Genomic DNA, 20478 nt, shown 5'->3' with positions numbered 1-20478 from the left:
AAGCTGGGGCGTGTGTTTGGAACTAACGTTTCGGCTGAATTATTGTTTGGAACATTTGTTCCGTCAACTCCCGGGATTTCCCTGCTCCGGTACATTCGTTCCAGACACCGCACGAAAAGAGACACCGCCATGAGCGCTGCGCCGGGCCGCCCCAAGCAAGCTCGCACCGCAGTGCGAAGCACGAAGGTATTTCGATGAACGCCAAAGAACTGATCCGCCAACGCTTCAACGACCTGAGCCCTGCCCTGCAGCAGGTGGCGCGCTACGTGCTCGACCACCCGAACGAAGTGGTCACGGGCTCGATGCGCAACGTCGGCACGCGCGCGCAGAGCACGCCGGCCACGCTGGTGCGTTTCGCCCAGCACCTGGGCTTCGAAGGCTGGCCGCAGCTGAAGGAGGCCTTCGCTGCCGACATGGGCCTGGGCACCGAGACCTACGGCGGGCGCGCCAAGCAGCTGGTGGGCCGCGTCGCCGACCAGGGCCTGGCGGGCGAGATGTTCGAGGTGCAGCGGCGCAACCTGGAGCTCACGCACCAGCAGAGCGGGCCGGCGCTGCTCAAGGCCTGCGCGCTGCTGGAGAAGGCGCCGGCCGTGCACGCGGCGGGCTTTCGCGCCTGCTTTCCGATCGCCTTCTCGTTCGTGTACGTGTACCGGCTCTTTCGCACCAGCGTGCACCTGGTGGACGGCCAGGGCGGCTCGCTCGAGATGCAGCAGCGCGCCTTCGCCAAGGGCGACGCGCTGGTGGTGGCGAGCTTTGCGCCCTACTCGCGCGAGGCTTTGCAGGTGGCCGAGGCGGCGAAGGCGGCCGGTTGCCGCATCGTGGCGATCACCGACAGTGTGACCTCGCCGCTGTCGCTGCTGGCGGACGAGACGCTGCTCTTCACCATCCACAGCCCCTCGTTCTTCCCGTCGGTGGCGGCCGGCGTGGCCGTGACGGAAGCGCTGGTCGAGTTGCTGGCGAGCCGCGCGGGCAAGCCGGTGATCCGGCGCATCGACCAGGCCGAGGCGCAGCTGTTCGAGTCGGGGGCCTACCTCATGGCGCCGGTGGCGCGGGGCGGCTGATCAGGCGAGCGCGCGGGTGCGGCCGGCGCTCTGGCGCAGGTAGAGCACCAGCAGGTCGCGGTTGGCGTTGATGTGCTCGCGCATCGCGGCTTCGGCGCCCGAGGCCTCCTGACGGCCGAGCGCCTCGACGATGCAGCGGTGCTCTTCGAGCGCCTGCAGGGCCTGGCTGTGGCGGTACAGCAGCATCGCGGCGTCGTGCCTGTGCGGGCGCGAGCGGCTGTCGAAGATCACCGGCAGCTGGCAGGCGCGCTGCACGGCCTCGCTGAGCCAGCGGTTGTCGGCCAGCGACAGCAGCTTGTGGTGGAAGGCCTGGTTCAGGTCCTGCCACTGGTCGGCCCGCTCGTCGGTCCATTCGCCGCTGTCGTGCAGCAGCGCGTGCTGCTCGTCGACCATGGCCGTCAGTTCGGCCAGCGCCTCGTCGTCCAGGCCGCGCTCGCTGAGCAGGCGGCAGCCCATGCCTTCGAGCGTGGCGCGCACGCTGAAGGCGTCGAACACGTCCTTGGCGTCGAAACGGCGCACCTGGAAACCCCGCTGCGGGTGGTAGACCAGCAACCCCTCGTCGGCCAGCCGCGCCATGGCGCCGCGCACAGGGGTGCGCGACACGCCAAGCTCATTGGCGAGCGAAATCTCCATCAGGTGGGCGCCGGGGGCAATCGCACCATCGAAGATGCGGGTGCGCAGCGTGTCGGCCACGGACAGAACGCGCGTCCGCGAGGGATCTGGGGGGGTCATCGAAAGTCGGAAACAGGGGACGGCCGGAAGCGGGCCGCGCGGATGGTACGGCGGCGTATCGAAGCTTCATATCCCCAATTTCCGTAAAAATACCGTTCTGGCGACTTTTTCGAGAATTACGGAAAAATTATTAACTTCTGTAAACAACCACCCCGGTTTCTGCGTTACCGCCCCGCTGTTTCTGCCGCCAGGTGGATCGCGGCGCGAATCCGGGGGTAGGTGCCGCAGCGGCAGATGTTGCCGCGCATGGCGTCCGAGACCTGGTCGTCGCTGGGTTTGGGCGTGGCTTTGAGCAGCGCGCAGGCCGACATGAGCTGGCCGCTCTGGCAGTAGCCGCACTGCACCACGTCGACCTCGGTCCAGGCCGCGCGCAGGGCGTCGGCCTCCCGGCCCTTCAGGCCCTCGATGGTGGTGACTTCGCGCCCGCCCACGGCCTCCAGCGGGGTGACGCAGGAGCGCACGGCCTGGCCGTCCAGGTGCACGGTGCAGGCGCCGCACAGCGCCTTGCCGCAGCCGAACTTGGTGCCGACGAGCTTCATTTCGCCGCGCAGCACCCACAGCAGCGGGGTGTCGGGCTCGGCGCTCACGGTGGCGGTCTGGCCGTTGATCTTCAGCGTGGTGGTGGTCATGGGGTGTCTTTCTTGCTGTTCTCGGGGGTCAGGCCAGCCGCAAAGGCAGGCTGCGCAGGCGCTGGCCGGTCAGCGCGAACACGGCGTTGGCCACGGCGGGCGCGATGGGCGGCGTGCCCGGCTCGCCCACGCCGCCGGGCGGCACCTCGGCGCCGGTGCCGGCGAGGATGTCGACCTCGATGGCCGGGCACTCGTCGATGCGCAGCGGCGTGTAGTCGTGGAAGTTGCTCTGCTGCACCTGGCCGCGCGCCACGGTGATCTCGCCGCGCAGCGCGGCCGACAGGCCGAACACGATGCCGCCTTCCATCTGCTGGCGGATCAGGTTGGGGTTGACCGGCAGGCCGCAGTCGATCACGCACACCACGCGGTGCACACGGATCTGCCGCTCGGGCGTCACCGACACCTCGGCCACCTGCGCCACGATGCTGCCGAAGGCGCGGTGAATGGCCACGCCGCGCGCGCGCTTGGTGCCGTCGGGCCCGTCGGCCAGCGGCTCGCCCCACTTCGAGAGTTCGGCCACGCGCTTCAGCACCGCCAGGTGGCGCGCATCTTTCGCGAGCAGGCCGGCGCGAAAGGCGACCGGGTCCTTGCCTGCCGCGACGGCGCATTCGTCGATGAAGCTCTCGACGAAGAAGCCGTTCTGCGAATGCGCCACCGAGCGCCAGATGCCGGTGGTGACGGCCGATTCGACCGGCACGTGCGCCACGCGGGCCTGCGGGAAGTCGTAGGCGGTGTTCCAGGCGCCGTCGGTCGAGTTGTCCATGAACGACGGCGCCCCGAGACTGGAGCCGGCGCTGGTGGTCTGCCACGCGACCAGCGCGCCCGCCGCGTCGAAGCCGGCCTTGCACAGCGCCACGTAGGCGGGGCGGTAGAAGTCGTGCGTCATGTCTTCCTCGCGCGACCAGATCAGTTGCACCGGTGCGCCGCCGGCCTCGCGCGCGAGCTGCGCGGCCTGCACCAGGAAGTCGATGAAGTAGCGCCGCCCGAAGCCGCCGCCCAGGTAGGTCACGTGCAGCGTGACCTTCTCGGCATCGATGCCCAGCGCCTTGGCGACCGCGGCGCGCGCGAAGCCCGGCGCCTGCGTGGGCGCCCAGACGGTGGCGGCGCCGTCCTTGAACTGCACGGTGCAGTTCATCGGCTCCATGGTGGCGTGCGCCAGGAAGGGCACGCGGTACTCGACCTCGATCGTGCGCGCGGCGGACTTCAGTGCCGCCGCCACGCCGCCGGTATCGAGGCGGGCGTTGCCTGCGTCGGCGTCGAGCGTGCGCGCAAGGCGGTCGATCATCTCGGCGCTCGACAGGCTCGCGGCCGGGCCGTGGTCCCATTCGATGTCGACCTGCTTCAGTGCGCGCATCGCGTGGTACGGCGTGTCGGCGATCACCGCCACGCCGCCCGCCGTGCTGCCGGTGCCGACAAGGCTCGCGGCCACCGGTTCCAGCGCCATCACCTTGCGCACGCCGGGCAGCGCCTCGGCCGCCTTGGCGTCGAAGCGCGCGACGCGGCCGGCCAGCGTCGGGCACATGGCGATGCTGGCGTACAGCAGGCCCGGCGGCAGCACGTCGATGCCGTAGGTGGCCGTGCCATTGAGCTTGCCGGCGTTGTCGATGCGCCGCTGCGGCTGGCCGATGACGCGGAAGTCGGCTTGCGCCTTGAGCTTCACCGCCGTGGGCAGCGGCTGCTGCGCGGCCTTTGCGGCCAGCTCACCGAAGCGCGCGCTGCGGTTGGAGGCCGGGTGCAGCACGCGGCCCGCCTCGGTGCGGCATTCGCTGGCAGGCACCTGCCACTGTGCGGCGGCCGCGCCCACCAGCATGAGCCGCGCCGACGCGCCGGCCTCGCGCACCGGGCCCCACTGGTCGGTGACGCTCGACGAACCGCCCGTGCCCGAGAGCCCCGGGATCGTGCGCAGCAGCTTGCCCACGACCTGGTGCGCCGCGCGCTTGCCGAAGCCCTCGTCGCCGGGCCTGAAGGGCAGCGCGTCGAGGATCATGGCCTGGTTGTTGTAGATGGCGTCGAAGCCGGCCTGCTCGAGCCGCACCTGCGACACCGCGGCGTCCATTTCTTCGGCCAGCAGCATCGCCAGGCCGGTGTGCGTGCCCTGCCCCATTTCCGACTGCGTCATCACCAGCGTGACGGTGTCGTCGCTGCCCACCTTGACCCAGCCGTTGAGCGCGACCTGCCCGTTGCCCGCCGGCAGCGGCGCGCCGGGCACGAGGCGTGAAGCCGCCGGCGTGGCGGCCCAGCCGACGACCAGGGCGCCGGCGGCGCCGAGGGTGCCGAGCACGAAGTGGCGGCGTTTGAGTGTGGGCATGGCGGGGTCTTTCTTCGGTGGGGGTCTTGTCGTTCGTGCGGGAGGTGGGGTCGTCGTCAGGGCGGCACGGCGATGCCTTGCCAGAAGATCTCGAAGCCGGCTTCGGCGTAGTCGAAGGCCGGTTCGGCGTCGCCGGCCTGCGCGATGTAGCCGACGGTGGTCTCGGCCATGGCCGTGAGCATCGCGCCCAGGAATTCGATCGGCCGCTCGACGACGAGCCCGCGCCGCATGCACTCCTGCGCCACCGCTTCCAGGCGCGCGAAAGGCGCCATGCCGGCGGCGCGGCTCTCGTCGCTCAGTTCATCGGACACCTTGAGCTGCGCCAGCACGCGCAGCTTGCCGGGGTGCGCCACGCCCCAGCGCACGTAGCGGTCCCAGATGTGGCGGAACTGGGTGCGCGGATCGGCGGCCTCGGGCCAGTCGGCCAGCATCACGCCGGCCAGCTCGGTCTTGAGTGCGCGGTACAGCGCGTCGGTCAGCAGCGCCTTGCTCGCGAAGTAAGTGAACAGCGTGCCCTCGGCAACGCCCGCGGTGCGCGAGATCGCCGAGGTCGGCGTGGCCCACACGCCGCGCCGGCCGAACTCGACCAGCGCGGCCTCGAGGATGGCGTTGTGCTTGTCGACACTGCGGGGGCGGGCCATGCGCGGGCGGTCTCCGTCGTTCGTTTAATTGAGTGTTCACTCAAGTATAGGAACGCCGCGCCGATCCGCAAGCCCCGCGCCATGCCGCATGGCGGAACCACGGCGCGGCGCGGCAGTCCAACCAGAGTCGTGGCGTCGTGCTGCGACAGGAGGTACGACCATGAAGCATGTGAAGCATTGGCAGGACCCCGTCAACGCCGTCGCCGGCGTGTGGCTGATCGTCTCGCCATGGGTACTGGGCTTTCAGGGCAATTCGCTCGCCATGTGGACCATGGTGGCGACCGGCATCGTGCTGGGCGCCGTGGCCTTGGGCGCGACCTTCGTGCCGCACCAGTGGGAAGAGTGGACCGAAGTGGCGCTGGCAGCCTGGCTGGCGGTGTCGCCCTGGTTGCTCGACTTCCGCATGGTCGAGCCGGCGCTGGTCAATGCAGTCCTCGTGGCTGCGGTGATCATGGTGCTCGCCCTCTGGGTCCTGGTGACAGACAAGGACTACCTGGGCGAGGCCCTCGACCGACCAGCGCACTGATGGGGAGAGAGCGATCCTGTGAGCGCCGAGCGGTGACCACCGCCGCGAAGCGACGACGCCCGGTCCGGTGTTCGCGCCGGTCGGGCCGACGGGCCAGGCAGGTTCCCATGCCCGCCCGCAACACCCGCCCCTTACGGTGTGCGGGAAGCGGCGCTGTTGTTTGAAGTGCTGTTGCCGGCCGGACGGGTCGCCCCCATCCAGTCGGCCTGCCAGCCGCCGCCCATGGCCTGGATCAGCGCGATTGCCGCGGCCTGGCGATTGACCTGAAGCTGCACGAGCGCGCGCCGCGCGCTCAGTGCGGCGGCCTGCGCCTGCACCACGTCGGTGTAGCTCACCTGCCCTGCGCGATACCGGTTGAGCAATTGCTGCTCGGTCTTGTCGGCGGCTGCCGTGGCCTCGCGTCGCAGGCCTTCCTGCTGCGCCAGCGTGGCGCCGCTGGTCAGCTGGTCTTCCACGGCCTGGAACGCGGCCAGCACGGTCTGGCGGTAGCGCGCCACGCTGGCCTCGTGGCCGGCCTTGGCGGCATCGACGCTGGCGCTGATGGCGCCCGCGTCGAACACCACCTGCGCCACCGACAGGCCCAGCCCCCACAGCGTGTTGGCCGCGCCGAAGAGGTCTCTCACGCGGCTGGCGTTGCTGCCGACCGAGGCCGTGAGCGAGATGTTCGGGTAATAAGCCGAGCGCGCCACGCCGATCTGCGCATTGGCCGCGGCCACCGCGCGCTCCGCCGCCGCGATGTCGGGACGGCGCTGCAGCAGCGTCGAGGGCACACCGGTCGGCACGCCGGGCACCGTGGGCGTCCAGCGCGCGGGCGGCAGGCTGAAGTCGGCCGGCGCCACGCCCACCAGCATCGCGATGGCGTGCTCCAGCGTGGCGCGCGTGCGCTGCAGGCCCACGCGGTCGGCCTTGGCGTTCACCAGTTGCGTCTGCGCCTGCAGCACGTCGGTCTGCGCGGCAATGCCGGCGGCGTAGCGGTTGCTCGTGATCTCGAACGCGCGCTGGTAGCCGAGGATGGTTTCGTCGAGCAGCACGATCTCGGCGTCGGCCTCGCGCAGCGAGAAGTAATTGGTGGCCAGGGCTCCGACGGCCGACAGCCGCGCCGACGCCAGGTCGGCCTCGCTGGCCTGCGCGTTGGCCTGCGCGCTGTTCACGGCCTCGCGCAGGCGGCCCCACACGTCGGGCGTCCAGCTCGCGCCCAGCGTGGCGCCGAAGGTGTTCGACGGGCTGGCCGAGGCGTTGCCGCCCACCGTGCCCGAGCGCTTGCCGCTGCCGTCGAAGGACACCGACGGGAACAGCCCCGCGCGCTGCTCGCGCACCAGCGCCTGGGCCTGCGTGTAACTGGCGACGGCGGCGGCGATGTTCTGGTTCGACACCTGCACGCGCGCCGCGAGCTCGTCGAGCGTGGCGTCGCCGAAGAGCTTCCACCACTCGCCGCGGTCGAGCGCGTCGGCCGGCGCGGCGGGCAGCCAGCCGTCGGCGGCGGGCTGTTCCTTCCAGCCGGCCGATGCCGCCGACTCGGGCACCTTGTAGGCCGGGCCCACGGCACAGCCGGCGAGCACGGCGGCCAGCGCGAGCGTGCTCAGCGCGAAGAAACGGCGTGAAGAACCAAAGGAAGAAATGGAGGCAGTCATGGTCATGGGTCTCAGGCGGCCGGGGCGCGGCTCAGCGCGTGTTCGTTCTTGCCGCGGCGGCGCAGCTTGTCCAGCAGCAGGTACACCACCGGCGTGGTGAGCAGCGTCAGCAGCTGGCTCGCGATGAGCCCGCCGATGATCGCCACGCCCAGCGGCCGGCGCAGCTCGGCGCCCTCGCCGAAGCCGATGGCCAGCGGCAGCGCGCCGAGCGCGGCGGCCAGCGTGGTCATCAGGATCGGGCGGAAGCGCAACAGGCAGGCCTCGCGCACCGCCTCGAGCGGGCTCAGGCCGCGCGAGCGCTCGGCCTCCAGCGCGAAGTCGATGATCAAAATGGCGTTCTTCTTCACGATGCCGATCAGCAGGAACACGCCGATCAGCGCGATGATGGAAAACTCCATGCGGAACATCAAGAGCGCCAGCACCGCGCCCACGCCGGCCGAAGGCAGCGTCGAGAGCACCGTCACCGGATGCACCAGGCTCTCGTACAGGATGCCCAGCACGATGTAGATCACCACCAGCGCCGCCACGATCAGCATCGCCTGCTGCCCCTGCGACTGCTGCGCGCTCAGCGCGGTGCCGGCAAAGGCGCCGCGCACATTCGTCGGCATGGCGATGTTGGCCTCGGCCTTGGCGATGGCCTCGCGCGCGTCGCCGAGGTTGGCGCCCTCGGCCAGGTTGAACGAGATGGTGGTGGCGAGCTCGCCGTCCTCATGGCTCACCGACGTGGCCACCGACTGCTCCTCGAACTTCGCCACCGCCGACAGCGGCACCAGCGCGGTGGCCGTGTTGCTCAGCACGTTGCCGGTCGAGGCGTTGCGCGAGCCGGCGTTGGCCGACACCGGCACCGTCGCGGCGGCGGCACCGGCAGAAGCCGTCGTGCCGCCCGTGGACGTCGTGGCCGCCACCTGCGTGGTCACCGCCTGCCCCGCCACCACCGAGGTCTTGGTGGCCGGCACGTACACGTCGCGCAGCGCGTTCGGGCTGCGCGTGTAGCCCGGCGCCCATTCCATCACCACGTGGTACTGGTTGAGCTCGGTGTAGATGGTGGCCACCTGCCGCTGCCCGAAGGCGTTGTACAGCGCGTTGTCGATGGCGGTGGAGGTGAGCCCCAGCCGCCGTGCGCTGTCGCGGTCGACCTTGGCCACCGTCTCCACGCCGTTCTGGTCCTGGTCGGTGTCGATGTCGGTCAGCGTGGGCTGCTGCTTCATCTCGTCGGCCAGCTTCACGGCCCAGGTGCGCAGGTCGGACAGGCTGTCGCTCTTGAGCGTGTACTGGTAGGTGGAGTTGCTGGAGCGCCCGCCCGAGCGCACGTCCTGCACCGGGCCGAGGAACACGCGCAGCCCCGTCACCTGCGCCAGCTGCGGGCGCAGCCGCGCGATCACCGCCAGGCCGCTGTCCTTGCGCTGGCTGGCCGGCTTCAGGTTGACGAACATGAAGCCGCCGCCCGCGCGCCCGCCGCCCGTGAAGCCCACCACGGTGTCGACCGCCTCGTCCTTGCGGATGATGTCGACCACCTCGCGCAGCTTGGCGCCCATGGCCTGCGACGAAATGCTCTGGTCGGCGCGCAGGCCGCCGTTGAGCTGGCCGCTGTCCTGCTGCGGGAAGAAGCCCTTGGGCGCCGCGCTGAACAGGTAGACATTGAGCCCCACCACCGCCAGCAGCACGACCATGACGATCGCCTTGCTGTCCAGCGCCCAGTCGAGCGCGCTCTCGTAGCGCTTGAGCATCCAGTCGTAGCTGCGCGCCGCCGCGCGGCCGAAGCGGCCTTGCGGCTTGTTCTTGTCGTGCTCGCCGCCGGGCTTGAGCATCCACGCGCACATCATCGGCGTGGTGGTGAGCGAGATGACCAGCGAGATCAGCACCGCCGCCGACAGCGTGACCGCGAACTCGCGGAACAGCCGCCCCACCTGCCCGCCCATGAACAGCAGCGGAATGAACACCGCCACCAGCGACACGCTGATCGACAGCACCGTGAAGCCGACTTCCTGCGCGCCGAGCAGCGCCGCCTTCATGCGCGACATGCCCGATTCGATGTGGCGGCTGGTGTTCTCCAGCACCACGATGGCGTCGTCCACCACGAAGCCCGTGGCCACGGTGAGCGCCATCAGGCTCAGGTTGTTGAGGCTGAAGCCCAGCAGGTGCATCACCCCGAACGTGCCCAGCAGCGCCACCACCGTGGCCACCGCCGGCACCACCGTCGCGCGCACGCTGCGCAGGAAGAGGCTGACCACCAGCACCACCAGCAGCACCGCGATGACCAGCGTCATCTCCACCTCGCGCAGCGAGCTGCGGATGGAGTTGGTGCTGTCCGAGGCGACCTGCAGCGTCACGTCCGGCGGCAGCTGCGCCTGCAGCTCGGGCAGCAGCGCGCGCACGTTGTCGACGGTCTCGATGATGTTGGCCGAGGGCTGGCGCGTGATCAGCACGATGATCGCCGGCTCGCCGTTGAACAGGCCCAGCGTGCGCGTGTCTTCCACGCCGTCGATCACGTCGGCGACCTCGCGCAGCCGCACCGCCGCGCCGTTGCGCCAGGCCACGACCATCGAGGCGTAGTCGCTCGCGCGCAGCGCCGGGGTCTGGGTGTAGATCTGCAGCTTGCGGCCTTCGCCCTGGACCATGCCCTTGGGGCGGTTCGCATTCGACGCCTGGATGGCGGCGCGCACGTCTTCGGTGCTGATGCCGTAGCGATTCAGTGCGAAGGGAAGCAGTTCGATGCGTACCGCGGGGAGCGAGCCGCCGCCGATCTCTACGTCGCCTACGCCGTCTACCTGCGACAGGCGCTGGCTGACGATGTTGGAGACGGCGTCGTAGATCTGGCCTGGGGTCTTTGTTTTGGACGTGAGGGCCAGGATGATGACTGGCGACGCAGCCGGGTTGGCTTTGCGGTAGGTGGGGTTGCTTCTTAATGTCGCAGGCAGGTCTACGCGGCTGGCGTTGATGGCGGCTTGGACTTCTCTTGCGGCGCCGTCGATGTTGCGGCTGAGGTCGAATTGCAGGGTGACTCGGGAGGAGCCTACGGAGCTGGTGGACGTCATTTCGTTGACGCCTGCGATGGTGCCCAGGTGTCTTTCCAGCGGGGTCGCGACGCTTGTTGCCATCGTCTCTGGGCTTGCTCCTGGGATGGAGGCTCTTACCGAGATGACTGGATAGTCGACTTGGGGGAGCGGGGAGACTGGTAGGACGAAGAAAGCTGCGATTCCTGCCAGGGCGATGCCTATGGTCAGGAGGACTGTGCCTATGGGGCGGCGGACGAAGGGGCGCGACAGGTTCATCGCAGTGCCTCGTTTTGCTTCCCGAGGCCGGGTCTCGGCCCGGCGGCCGACCTACTTTTCTTTGCTTCGCCAAAGAAACGTAGGCAAAAGAAAGGCGACCCTACTGTCTGCGTCCCTACGCTTCGCTTCGGGCAACCTGCGGTGCTCGCGTTTCGCGGGGTCTCGCCCAAACTCGCTTCGCTCAAACAAGGGCGAGCCCTGATCCGCGAAACGCTGCGCTCCTCGGCGCATACAGAAGGGCTTTGGATACCAGCGGGCCATCGCTTCGCTCGGCCAGTGGGCCGCAGCAGGCGCTTTGCGCCTGCTGCGGCTGGGATTGGTTGGTGCGCTGGCGCTGGCGCTCGCGTTGGCGTTTCCGTTTGCGCTGCCCTTGCTGTTGGCAAGGAGCCGCGCGCCGGCGAAGCCGCGCGCAGGGGCATTGAATTCGGCTGTTGGTACTCCCGGGCCGAGCGAAGCGACGGCCCGAAGCTCCCCTCCCCTCTGGCTGCGCCGAGGAGCGGAGCGTTTCGCGGATCAGGGCTCGCAGCTGTTTGAGCGAAGCGAGTTCTGCGAGACCCCGCGAAACGTGAGCACCGCAGGTTGCCCCGTAGCGAAGCGCAGGGGTCGCAGACAGTGGGGTCGCCTTTTCTTTGCTTACTTTCTTTTGGCGAAGCAAAAGAAAGTAAGTCCGCCGCCGGGCGGAACTCCCGGCCTCGGAAAGCAAACCAGCGGCAGGAGGTGAACCAGATCAAGCCGCCTCCTCCTCAAGCTCAGAAGAAGAAGCCCGAGCACTCCCCCCACCCAACCGATCAAACGCCAAATAAATAACCGGCGTAGTAAACAAAGTCAGCATCTGACTAACGATCAACCCCCCAAAGATCGCAAGCCCGAGAGGACGTCGCAACTCAGCCCCGTCCCCAAAACTGAACATCAGCGGCACAGCAGCAAAAAGCGCAGCCAAAGTAGTCATCAAGATCGGCCGAAACCGCAACAGAGCAGCTTGATGAATCGCTTCACGAGCAGACTTCCCCTGCGTCCGCTCAGCATCGATAGCAAAGTCGATCATCATGATCGCGTTCTTCTTCACGATGCCGATCAGCAAGATGATCCCGATGATCCCGATCACCCCTAGGTCATTGCCGGTCAGCATCAGGGCCAGCAAAGCCCCAACCCCGGCAGAAGGCAACGTAGACAAGATCGTCAGCGGATGCACATAGCTCTCGTACAGCACCCCAAGAACGATATACACACAAACCACCGCCGCCAAAATCAACCACAGCTGATTCGACAACGACTTCTCATAAGCCCCAGAAGCCCCCAGAAAAGTCATCGTCACACTGCTCGGCAGCCCGATCTCTTTAGCAGCCGCGCGAATCGCGGCAACCGATCCACCGAGCGAAACCCCCGGCGCCGTATCGAAGTTCAACGTACTCGCCGGATACTGCGCCACGTGCGTGATCTGCAGCGGCGCCTGCCGCTCGCTGATCTCCGCAAACGCCGACAGCGGCGTCGCCGTGCCCGACCCCGCAATGAGGTTCAACTGCCCCAGCGTCTGCGGCGTGTTCACCATGCCGGGCTGCGCCTCGAGGATCACGCGGTACTGATTCGTCTCGGTGAAGATGGTCGACACGATGCGCTGCCCGAAGGCGCTGTACAGCGCGTCATCCACCGAACTCGCGGTGATCGACAGCCGCGACGCCGTGTCGCGGTTCACGTTCACATACGCCGCCAACCCTTGCGCCCCGGCATCGCTGCTCACGTTGCGCACCTTGTCCGATTCCTGCAGCTTCGCCACCAGCTTCTGCATCCACTCGGTGACCAGCGCACTGTTCACGCCTTCGAGCGACACGCGGTACTCGGTCGGCCCGGTCTCGGCGTCAATGGTCAGGTCCTGCGTGGGCTGCAGGTACAGCGTGAGGCCGGCCACCTGCCGCACGCGCTCGCGCAGGCGCTCCATCACCTCCTGCTGGTTGTCGTGGCTGCGGGTCAGGTTGATGAGCATGCTGCCGGTGTGCAGCATCGTGTTGTTGGCCGCGTCCACGCCGACGAAGGAACTGAGGTTCTCGACGTCATGGTCTTCAAGAATGGCGCGCGCGGCCTGCTGCTGCAGCTGCGCCATGCGCTCGAAGGACACATCTTGCGCGGCCTGCACACGGGCCTGCAGCTGGCCGGTGTCCTGCGTGGGAAAAAGGCCCTTGGGGATCGTGAGGTACAGCACCACGGTCAGCACCAGGGTGAGCAACGCCACCAGCAGCGTGAGCGGCTGGTGCGCGATCACCCAGTGCAGCGAGCGGTCGTAGCGCACCATCACGCCGTCGAAGAAACGCTGGGCGCGCGCGCCGAAGCCGGTGCCCGATGCGTCCTTCTTCGGCTCGTGCTTGAGCCAGCGCGCCGACATCATCGGCACCAGCGTGAGCGACACCACGCCCGAGATCAGGATGGTGATCGCCAGCGTCACCGCGAACTCGCGGAACAGGCGGCCCACCACGTCGCCCATGAACAGCAGCGGGATCAGCACGGCGATGAGCGACACGGTCAGCGAGATGATGGTGAAGCCGATCTGCGCGGCGCCCTTGAACGCAGCCTGCAATGGCTTCTCGCCCTCCTCGATGTAGCGCGCGATGTTCTCGATCATGACGATCGCGTCGTCCACCACGAAGCCGGTGGCGATGGTCAGCGCCATCAGGCTCAGGTTGTTCAGGCTGTAGCCCAGCAGGTACATCAGGCCGAAGCTGCCGATGAGAGAGATCGGCACGGCGATGCTGGCGATGACGGTGGCGCGCAGGCTGCCCAGGAAGGCGAAGATCACCAGCACCACGAGCACCACGGCCAGCACCAGCTCCATCTCGACGTGCTGCACCGACGAGCGGATGCCGGCGGTGCGGTCGCTCAGCACCTCGACCTGCAGGCCCGCGGGCATGCCGGCCTGCAGCTCGGGCAGCTGCTTCTTGATGGCGTTGACGGTGGCGATCACGTTGGCGCCGGGCTGGCGCTGCACGTTCAGGATGATGGCCGGCGTGAGCTGCACCTGCCCGTCGACCTTGCGCCCGGCCCAGGCGCCCAGCTGCGTGTTCTCGGCGCTGTTGACCACGCGCGCCACGTCGACCATGCGGATCGGCGCGCCGTTCTTGTAGCTGACGATGAGGTTCTTGTAGTCGTCGACCGTGAGCAGCTGGTCGTTCGAGTTGATGGTGTAGGCGCGCTTGGGGCCGTCGAAGCTGCCCTTGGCGCCGTTGGAGTTGGCCGCGCTGATCGCGGTGCGCAGCGAATCCAGCCCGATGCCGTTGGCCGCCAGCGCCTGCGTGTTGGCCTGGATGCGCACGGCCGGGCGCTGCCCGCCGCTGAGCGACACGAGCCCCACGCCCGAGACCTGGCTGATCTTCTGCGCGAGCCGGGTGTTCACGAGGTTCTGCACCTCGGTGAGCGGCAGCGTGTCGGAGGTGATGGCCAGCGTGAGCACCGGCGCGTCGGCCGGGTTGACCTTGGCGTACACCGGCGGCGCGGGCAGGTCGGCCGGCAGCAGCGAGCCGCCGGCGTTGATGGCGGCCTGCACTTCCTGCTCGGCGACGTCCAGCGTCTGGCCCAGCGAGAACTGCAGCGTGATGATCGACACGCCCGCCGCGCTGGTCGAGCTCATGCGGTCCAGGCCCGACATCTGGCCGAACTGGCGCTCCAGCGGCGCGGTGACGGTGTTGCTCATGACCTCGGGGCTGGCCCCGGGGTAGAGCGTCTGGACCTGGATGGTCGGGTAGTCGACCTGCGGCAGCGCCGCCAGCGGCAGGAAGCGGAACGCCACCAGGCCGGCCAGCACGATGGCCAGCATCAGCAGCGAGGTGGCGACCGGCCGCAGGATGAACGGGCGCGAGGGGCTCATGGGCTGCGCCGTCCCTCACCACTGCGTTCACCACCGGCGCTGCCGCGCTCGGCCATGCGCTGCCAGCGCTCCAGCGCGGCCGGCTCGCCGCGGTCGAGGGCTTCGAGGAAACGCTTGCGGCGTTCGAGTTGTTCGGGATCGTCCTTGGCCGCATCGAGCATGCGCTGGCGCTGCTCAGCGGTAGGGAGCTTGGCGGGCGTGGTGGCCGGTGCGGGCGTCGTGGCCGCCGGCGCTGCGGCCGGCGCCGCTGTTCCAGCAGCGGGTGCAGCCGGAGCCTGCGAGGGCGAAGCCGGCGCTGCCGCTTCGGCCGGGCGGGCTCCGCCGCCTTGCGCACCACCGCCACCTTCCTGCCGACGTCCTCCACGCCGCCCGCCCGGCGCGGCCGCACCCGAGGCCGCACCGGCCGGCCGGTCGACCGTGGTCTGCACGCGCGCGCCATCCTTCAGGCGGTCGCCGCCTTCGGTGACCACGGTTTCGCCGGGCTGCAGGCCCTTGGTGATGGAGGCGAAATCGACGCTCGATTCGCCGCGCGTCACCGGCCGCTGCGAGGCCGTGTTCTCGGCCGTCACCACGTACACGTAGTCGCCGTTCGGGCCGTGGCGCAGCGCCGTGACCGGCACCACCACCGCGCTGCTCACGGTGCGCAGCAGCAGCCGCAGGTTGACGAACTGGTTCGGGAACAGCGCGCCGTCGGCGTTGGTGAAGCGCGCCTTGGCCTTCACGGTGCCGGTCTGCGTGTCGACCATGTTGTCGAGCGTGGAGAAGCTGCCGTCGGCCAACCGGCGCGTGCGCGTGCGGTCGAAGGCGGTGGTGGCGAGCGTGGCGCCCTGGCCCAGCCGCTCCTGCACCTCGGGCACGCGGTCCTGCGGAATGGCGAACTCGACGTCGATGGGCGCGATCTGCGTGATGGTGGCCACGCCGCCGGTGCTGCCGGTCGAGATGTAGTTGCCCGCGTCCACCGGCCGCAGGCCGATGCGCCCGCTCACCGGCGCCGTGATGCGGCTCCAGGCCAGGTTGAGCTTGGCGGTGTTCTCGTTGGCGCGGTCGATGGCCACGGTGCCTTCGAGCTGCTTGACCAGCGCGGCCTGGGTGTCGACGTCCTGGCGGGCGATGGAGTCCTGCCCGAGCAGCGTCTGGTAGCGCTGCAGCGTGACGCGCGCCGCGGCCAGCTGCGCCTCGTCGCGCTGGCGGGCGCCGGCGGCCTGCGCCAGCGCGTTCTCGAAGGGCTGCGGATCGATGGTGGCGAGCACGTCGCCCTTCTTGACCATCTGACCTTCCTTGAACAGCACGGCCGTGAGCACGCCCGACACCTGCGGCTGCACCGTCACGTTGGCCAGCGGCGTGACCGTGCCCAGCGCCTCGAGCTGCACCGGGATGTCGGCCTGCCGCGCGACGGCGGTGCCGACGGTGCTGGAGGCCGGACCCCCGCCGCCTGCCCGGCCGCCTGGCCCACCGCCGCCGGGGCGGCCTGCGCCTGCACCCGGTCCGCCCGCGCCCGGTGCCGGCGACTTGGAACGCTGCACCAGGTACCAGGCACCGCCCCCGAGCGCCACGAGCAGCAGCAGGGCCAGCAGGCTCCCGACCCATCGGCGCCGGCGCGCCGGAGGATGGGTCGGCGACACGACGGGTGGCAGGGGTTCGGGGGGCGTTTGGGAATCCATGGGCGGTGCGTGCGAAGGGGTGCGAAAAGGCGGCCTGAAGGGAGGCGGCCTAGAGTACAGCGCGAAATATCACTCCCGCAGTTTTCCGTGCCGTAAAGCGACGGTAAAGCTTCCGTTTGCGCGGCACCTCCGACATCACCGGGGCCGCCGTTCGCGCCCGCGACCCGCACTTCACGCCGCCCACCCGCATTTCGTCGCATGGCCGTGGCGGGGGCCGGGCGGCCTCGGCACAGTCCGCTCCATCGATTCCCTGCCCCCCTTTGTCTTCTTCCAACCGAACGGAGCCTCTCATGCTGATGCAAATCCTTCTTCACACCCCGAAGTGGGTGTTCGCCGTTTTCGTCCTGCTGGCCTGGCTCGGTGGCCGGCAGCTCGTGGCCAACCGCATCGGCCTGAACCGCGTGCTGGTGATGCCGGTCGCCATGGCCGGCCTGTCGTTCTGGGGCGTGATGTCGGTGTCCGGCGAGTCGGCCGGCGCCCTGCTCGGCTGGGCCGTGGCCGCGCTGCTGCTCATGGTGCTGGTGCTGCGCCGTCCGCTGCCGGCGACCACGCGCTACGACGCCGCGGCGCGCCAGTTCGAGGTGGCCGGCACCGCCGTGCCGCTGATGCTCATGATGGGCATCTTCCTCACCAAGTACGTGGTGGGCGTGTCGCTGGCCCTGCATCCGGAGCTGCGCCACCAGGCCGCCTTCGCCCTGGGCGTGCCGGCGCTGTACGGCGCCTTCAGCGGCGTCTTCGCGGCCCGCGCCGCGCGCCTGTGGCGGCTGGCCGCCGCGTCGGGCGCGATGGTCAGCGGCGCCCGCGCGGCCTAAGATTCTGCGCACTTCAGCCCCGCCCGCCCTTCGCCGCCAGGAACCGCCATGACCGTGCTCGTGTTGATCCTCAAGATTTCCATCTCGGTGGTGCTGCTTGCCTCGCTGGCCGAAGCGCTGGTGCTGTCGTGGCGCAACGGCTGGCGCAACTACGACTGGAAGGCGGCGGGCATCTCGGTGTTCGACTTCCTGGTGCGCGAATACCCGCTGCGCTGGCTGCTGCCGCTGGCCTTCTGGGTCGGCGCCATGGACTGGCTCTACGCCCACCGGCTCTTCACGCTGCCGATGGACCACTGGACCGGCTGGCTCGCCTGCTTCGTCGGCCAGGAGTTCTGCTACTACTGGTACCACCGCGCCGCGCACCGCGTGCGCTGGTTCTGGTGCACCCACGCCGTGCACCACTCGCCGAACCAGCTGAACCTGTCGGCCGCCTACCGCTTCGGCTGGACCGGCCGGCTCACCGGCACACTGGCTTTCTTCCTGCTGGCGCCGCTGCTGGGCATGCCGCCGCGGATCATCTTGCTGATGCTCACGCTGAACCTGCTCTACCAGTTCTGGATTCACGCGACCTGGATACCGAAGCTCGGCCCGCTCGAATGGGTGCTGAACACGCCTTCGGCCCACCGCGTGCACCACGCCTCGAACCTGGAGTATCTGGACGGCAACTACGGCGGCGTGCTGATCGTGTTCGACCGCCTGTTCGGCACCTACATCCCCGAGCGCGCCGACCTGCCCTGCCGCTACGGGCTGGTGAAGCCGATCACCTCGTACAACCTGTTCGAGATCGAGTTCAGCCAATGGCGCGACCTGTGGCGCGACCTGCGCTCGGCGCGTTCGCTGCGCGCCTTCGTCGGCTACCTCGTGAAGCCGCCGGGCTGGCGGGCGGACGGGCCGGGCGAGACCACCGAGGAGCTGCGCCAGCGCGCGGCCCTGCCACCTTCACCGCCGATGCCGGCATCGGCCGCCAGCGACTTCGTTCCCCTTTCACCTGCCTCTCTCAAGGAGCTGTCATGACCCCCATGTCCCCTTCCTCTTCTTCCTCCTCCTCTTCTTCGTCCGCCGACATCGAGCGGCGCGCCCGCCGCCGCGCCGGCGCCAAGATGGGCTGGTTCATCCATGCCTTCGTCTATGTGGTCGTCAACGTCGGGCTGGTTGCGCTTGCCGCCTCGCGCGGCCACAACTGGGCCGTGTACCCGCTCATGGGATGGGGCCTGGGCTTGCTGATCCACGGCGCCGTGGTCTGGCTCATCGCGCCCGGCGGCGGCCTGTACGACCAGCTGCTGGAACGTGAGCGCCGCGCGCTAGGTGGCGGGGACCGCCGGTGACGGCCACGGCGGACGACACGCCACGCCCGTCGCGCTTTCGCGCCGAGAACCTGCGAGACATCCTGCGGCACGGCCTGATCACGGCCGCCTTCTGCTGCGTCATCGCCGCGGCGCTGACCGTCTCGGGCATGGGCAGCTGGAGTTCGCAGATGGTGTATTCGCTGTCGATCGGAACGATCAGCTGGCTGGTTATCGACACCGGGCGCCTGTTCATCAGCGGCCACCAGAACGTGCTCTGGCCGCACGGGCCCTGGGGCTTCGTGCTGGTGGCCTTCGGCGTCACGCTGGGCTTCCTCGGCGGCGGGGCCATCGGGGACGCCTGGGTCGGTCGGCCGCTGTTCGACTTCACCGGCTTCGCCCGGCACCGGATGGTCTCCACCATCGTCATCACGCTGGCCGCCACCATCGGCATGTGCTACTTCTTCTACAGCCTCGGGCGCAGCAAGCACATGCAGCGCCAGCTCGACCTGGCGCAGCGAGACGCCACGGACGCCCGCCTCAAGCTGCTCGAAACCCAGCTCGAACCGCACATGCTGTTCAACACGCTGGCCAACCTGCGCGTGCTGATCACCGTCGACCCACCGCGCGCCGTGGCCATGCTCGACCGCCTGAACAGTTATCTGCGCATGACGCTCAGCGGCTCGCGCGCGCTGTCGCATCCGCTGTCGGCCGAGTTCGACCGGCTGGGCGACTACCTCGAGCTGATGTCGGTGCGCATGGGCGAGCGCCTGCGCTACACGCTTGAGCTGCCCGAGGATCTGCGCGATACGCCCGTGCCGCCGCTGCTGCTGCAGCCGCTGGTCGAGAACAGCATCCGCCACGGCCTCGAGCCCCAGGTCGAAGGCGGCGAGATCGCCGTGCGCGCGCGCCGCGAGGCGGGCGAACTGGTGATCGAGGTGAGCGACACCGGCGTCGGGCTCGACGCGACCCGGCCGCAGGCCTCGGAAGGCAGCGGCTTCGGGCTCGAACAGGTGCGCGAGCGGCTGGCCACCGTGTACGGTGAGCAAGGCCGCCTGAGCCTGGCCCCCGCGCCGACGGGCGGCGGGACGTGCGTCACCCTGAACCTTCCCCTGCCCGCCTGAACAGGCCCCACGACAACAACAAGAAGACGATGCCCCTCACCGCCCTCATCGCCGAAGACGAACCCCTGCTGGCCCAGGCCCTGCAGGCCGAACTGGCCGCCGCCTGGCCCGAGCTGCGCGTGGTCGCCACCGCCCGCGACGGCCGCAGCGCCGTGCGCGAGGCGCTGCGGCTGCTGCCGCAGGTGCTGTTCTTCGACATCCGCATGCCCGGCCTGGACGGCCTGGGCGCCGCCGCCGAGCTGGCCGACAGCTGGCCCACCGATGAGGCGCCGATGCCGCAGCTGGTGTTCGTGACCGCCTACGACGAATACGCCGCGCGCGCCTTCGAGGCCGAAGCCATCGACTACGTGCTCAAGCCCGTGCAGCCCGAGCGCCTGCGCAAGACCGTGGCGCGGCTGCGGCAGGCGCTGGCGGCGGCCGCGCCGTCGATGACGCCGCCCATCCCGCCTGACGAGGCGCTGGAGCGCTCCCTCGCCCAATGGCGCCAGGTGCTGGGCGCCGCCGGCGGGGCCCCGTCGGCATCGTCGTCACCGTCAGCGCCGCTGCGCATGATCGCCGCCAGCGATGCCGGCGGCGCCACCGTGCGCATGGTGCCGATCGACGAGGTGCTGTATTTCGAGGCCGCCGACAAGTACTTGCGCGTGCTCACCGCCACGCAGGAATACCTGATCCGCACGCCCCTGAAGCAGCTGCTGCCCCAGCTCGATGCCGACACCTTCTGGCAGGTGCACCGGGCAGTGGTGGTGCGCAGCGCAGCCATCGAGGCGGTGCACCGCGACGAGGCCGGCAAGCTGCACCTCGCGCTGCGCGGGCGGGCCGAGAAGATCCCGGTCAGCCGGCTCTACGCCCACCTGTTTCGCGCCATGTGAAATCTGCGCGCCCCGCACGCAGCAAAAAGCCGGCCTTTTCGGGGCCGGCTTTTTTCATTCAGTCACGAATGGCGTT

At 69.3% G+C, this 20478-nt stretch carries 15 protein-coding genes; 7 read left to right on the top strand and 8 right to left on the bottom strand.

What is annotated here, in order from left to right; all coding sequences use genetic code 11:
• Positions 1-194: 194 nt before the first annotated feature.
• Complete coding sequence (locus tag AC1RGU_RS13550) at positions 195-1061, top strand: MurR/RpiR family transcriptional regulator (RefSeq protein WP_307589068.1); 867 nt, start codon at positions 195-197, stop codon at positions 1059-1061.
• Here AC1RGU_RS13550 and AC1RGU_RS13545 read toward each other — a convergent pair whose 3' ends face one another.
• From AC1RGU_RS13545 to AC1RGU_RS13530, 4 genes are all read right to left on the bottom strand, one after another.
• Entirely contained in the window at positions 1062-1793 is a 732-nt protein-coding gene (locus AC1RGU_RS13545; protein WP_083259300.1) for a GntR family transcriptional regulator, read from the bottom strand.
• Between the two features lie 164 nt (positions 1794-1957).
• On the bottom strand, positions 1958-2422 hold the full coding sequence (locus AC1RGU_RS13540; RefSeq protein WP_070062620.1) for a (2Fe-2S)-binding protein: 465 nt from the start codon (positions 2420-2422) through the stop codon (positions 1958-1960).
• A 28-nt stretch (positions 2423-2450) separates the two neighbouring features.
• Positions 2451-4730, bottom strand: coding sequence for a xanthine dehydrogenase family protein molybdopterin-binding subunit (locus AC1RGU_RS13535; RefSeq protein WP_492696550.1), 2280 nt, complete (start codon positions 4728-4730; stop codon positions 2451-2453).
• A gap of 56 nt (positions 4731-4786) precedes the next feature.
• The gene (locus tag AC1RGU_RS13530; protein WP_447746024.1) at positions 4787-5371 is read right to left on the bottom strand and encodes a TetR/AcrR family transcriptional regulator; all 585 of its coding nucleotides are present in this window, start codon (positions 5369-5371) and stop codon (positions 4787-4789) included.
• 160 nt (positions 5372-5531) lie between these two features.
• Between AC1RGU_RS13530 and AC1RGU_RS13525 the strand changes: the two genes are divergently transcribed.
• The gene (locus tag AC1RGU_RS13525) at positions 5532-5897 is read left to right on the top strand and encodes an SPW repeat protein (RefSeq protein WP_062474873.1); all 366 of its coding nucleotides are present in this window, start codon (positions 5532-5534) and stop codon (positions 5895-5897) included.
• Between the two features lie 131 nt (positions 5898-6028).
• Here AC1RGU_RS13525 and AC1RGU_RS13520 read toward each other — a convergent pair whose 3' ends face one another.
• From AC1RGU_RS13520 to AC1RGU_RS13505, 4 genes are all read right to left on the bottom strand, one after another.
• Entirely contained in the window at positions 6029-7528 is a 1500-nt protein-coding gene (locus AC1RGU_RS13520; protein ID WP_492696549.1) for an efflux transporter outer membrane subunit, read from the bottom strand.
• Positions 7529-7539: 11 nt separating this feature from the next.
• The gene (locus AC1RGU_RS13515; protein ID WP_492696548.1) at positions 7540-10800 is read right to left on the bottom strand and encodes an efflux RND transporter permease subunit; all 3261 of its coding nucleotides are present in this window, start codon (positions 10798-10800) and stop codon (positions 7540-7542) included.
• 727 nt (positions 10801-11527) lie between these two features.
• Positions 11528-14653: an efflux RND transporter permease subunit gene (locus AC1RGU_RS13510; protein WP_492696547.1), complete on the bottom strand. Its 3126-nt coding sequence runs from the start codon at positions 14651-14653 to the stop codon at positions 11528-11530.
• On the bottom strand, positions 14650-16314 hold the full coding sequence (locus tag AC1RGU_RS13505; RefSeq protein ID WP_492696546.1) for an efflux RND transporter periplasmic adaptor subunit: 1665 nt from the start codon (positions 16312-16314) through the stop codon (positions 14650-14652). The genes AC1RGU_RS13510 and AC1RGU_RS13505 overlap by 4 nt, the downstream gene beginning before the upstream one ends.
• Before the next feature lie 290 nt (positions 16315-16604).
• On the opposite strand from AC1RGU_RS13505, the gene AC1RGU_RS13500 reads away from it, so the two are divergent.
• From AC1RGU_RS13500 to AC1RGU_RS13480, 5 genes are read left to right on the top strand one after another with little or no spacing between them, the layout of a single operon-like run.
• On the top strand, positions 16605-17126 hold the full coding sequence (locus AC1RGU_RS13500) for a DUF6622 family protein (RefSeq protein WP_492696545.1): 522 nt from the start codon (positions 16605-16607) through the stop codon (positions 17124-17126).
• 48 nt (positions 17127-17174) lie between these two features.
• Positions 17175-18140 carry a sterol desaturase family protein gene (locus AC1RGU_RS13495; RefSeq protein WP_492696544.1) on the top strand — a complete coding sequence of 322 codons (966 nt, stop codon included), beginning with the start codon at positions 17175-17177 and terminating at the stop codon, positions 18138-18140.
• Entirely contained in the window at positions 18137-18451 is a 315-nt protein-coding gene (locus AC1RGU_RS13490) for a 2TM domain-containing protein (protein WP_370870079.1), read from the top strand. Before AC1RGU_RS13495 ends, AC1RGU_RS13490 begins: the two co-directional genes overlap by 4 nt.
• Positions 18448-19533, top strand: coding sequence for a sensor histidine kinase (locus AC1RGU_RS13485; protein WP_492696543.1), 1086 nt, complete (start codon positions 18448-18450; stop codon positions 19531-19533). Before AC1RGU_RS13490 ends, AC1RGU_RS13485 begins: the two co-directional genes overlap by 4 nt.
• Before the next feature lie 29 nt (positions 19534-19562).
• Positions 19563-20402: a LytR/AlgR family response regulator transcription factor gene (locus AC1RGU_RS13480; RefSeq protein WP_062476924.1), complete on the top strand. Its 840-nt coding sequence runs from the start codon at positions 19563-19565 to the stop codon at positions 20400-20402.
• The last annotated feature ends 76 nt before the right edge of the window (positions 20403-20478 follow it).

This window comes from Variovorax sp. GW823-FHT02B07, from assembly GCF_058797695.1.
This window is presented reverse-complemented; position numbering and strand designations above follow the sequence as displayed.

Coding starts and splice junctions, on each gene's coding strand:
- AC1RGU_RS13535 (WP_492696550.1), bottom strand. CDS start 4,730: ATGCCCACACTCAAACGCCGCCACTTCGTGCTCGGCACCCTCGGCGCC.
- AC1RGU_RS13525 (WP_062474873.1), top strand. CDS start 5,532: ATGAAGCATGTGAAGCATTGGCAGGACCCCGTCAACGCCGTCGCCGGC.
- AC1RGU_RS13495 (WP_492696544.1), top strand. CDS start 17,175: ATGACCGTGCTCGTGTTGATCCTCAAGATTTCCATCTCGGTGGTGCTG.
- AC1RGU_RS13545 (WP_083259300.1), bottom strand. CDS start 1,793: ATGACCCCCCCAGATCCCTCGCGGACGCGCGTTCTGTCCGTGGCCGAC.
- AC1RGU_RS13530 (WP_447746024.1), bottom strand. CDS start 5,371: ATGGCCCGCCCCCGCAGTGTCGACAAGCACAACGCCATCCTCGAGGCC.
- AC1RGU_RS13520 (WP_492696549.1), bottom strand. CDS start 7,528: ATGACTGCCTCCATTTCTTCCTTTGGTTCTTCACGCCGTTTCTTCGCG.
- AC1RGU_RS13490 (WP_370870079.1), top strand. CDS start 18,137: ATGACCCCCATGTCCCCTTCCTCTTCTTCCTCCTCCTCTTCTTCGTCC.
- AC1RGU_RS13480 (WP_062476924.1), top strand. CDS start 19,563: ATGCCCCTCACCGCCCTCATCGCCGAAGACGAACCCCTGCTGGCCCAG.
- AC1RGU_RS13515 (WP_492696548.1), bottom strand. CDS start 10,800: ATGAACCTGTCGCGCCCCTTCGTCCGCCGCCCCATAGGCACAGTCCTC.
- AC1RGU_RS13500 (WP_492696545.1), top strand. CDS start 16,605: ATGCTGATGCAAATCCTTCTTCACACCCCGAAGTGGGTGTTCGCCGTT.
- AC1RGU_RS13550 (WP_307589068.1), top strand. CDS start 195: ATGAACGCCAAAGAACTGATCCGCCAACGCTTCAACGACCTGAGCCCT.
- AC1RGU_RS13540 (WP_070062620.1), bottom strand. CDS start 2,422: ATGACCACCACCACGCTGAAGATCAACGGCCAGACCGCCACCGTGAGC.
- AC1RGU_RS13510 (WP_492696547.1), bottom strand. CDS start 14,653: ATGAGCCCCTCGCGCCCGTTCATCCTGCGGCCGGTCGCCACCTCGCTG.
- AC1RGU_RS13505 (WP_492696546.1), bottom strand. CDS start 16,314: ATGGATTCCCAAACGCCCCCCGAACCCCTGCCACCCGTCGTGTCGCCG.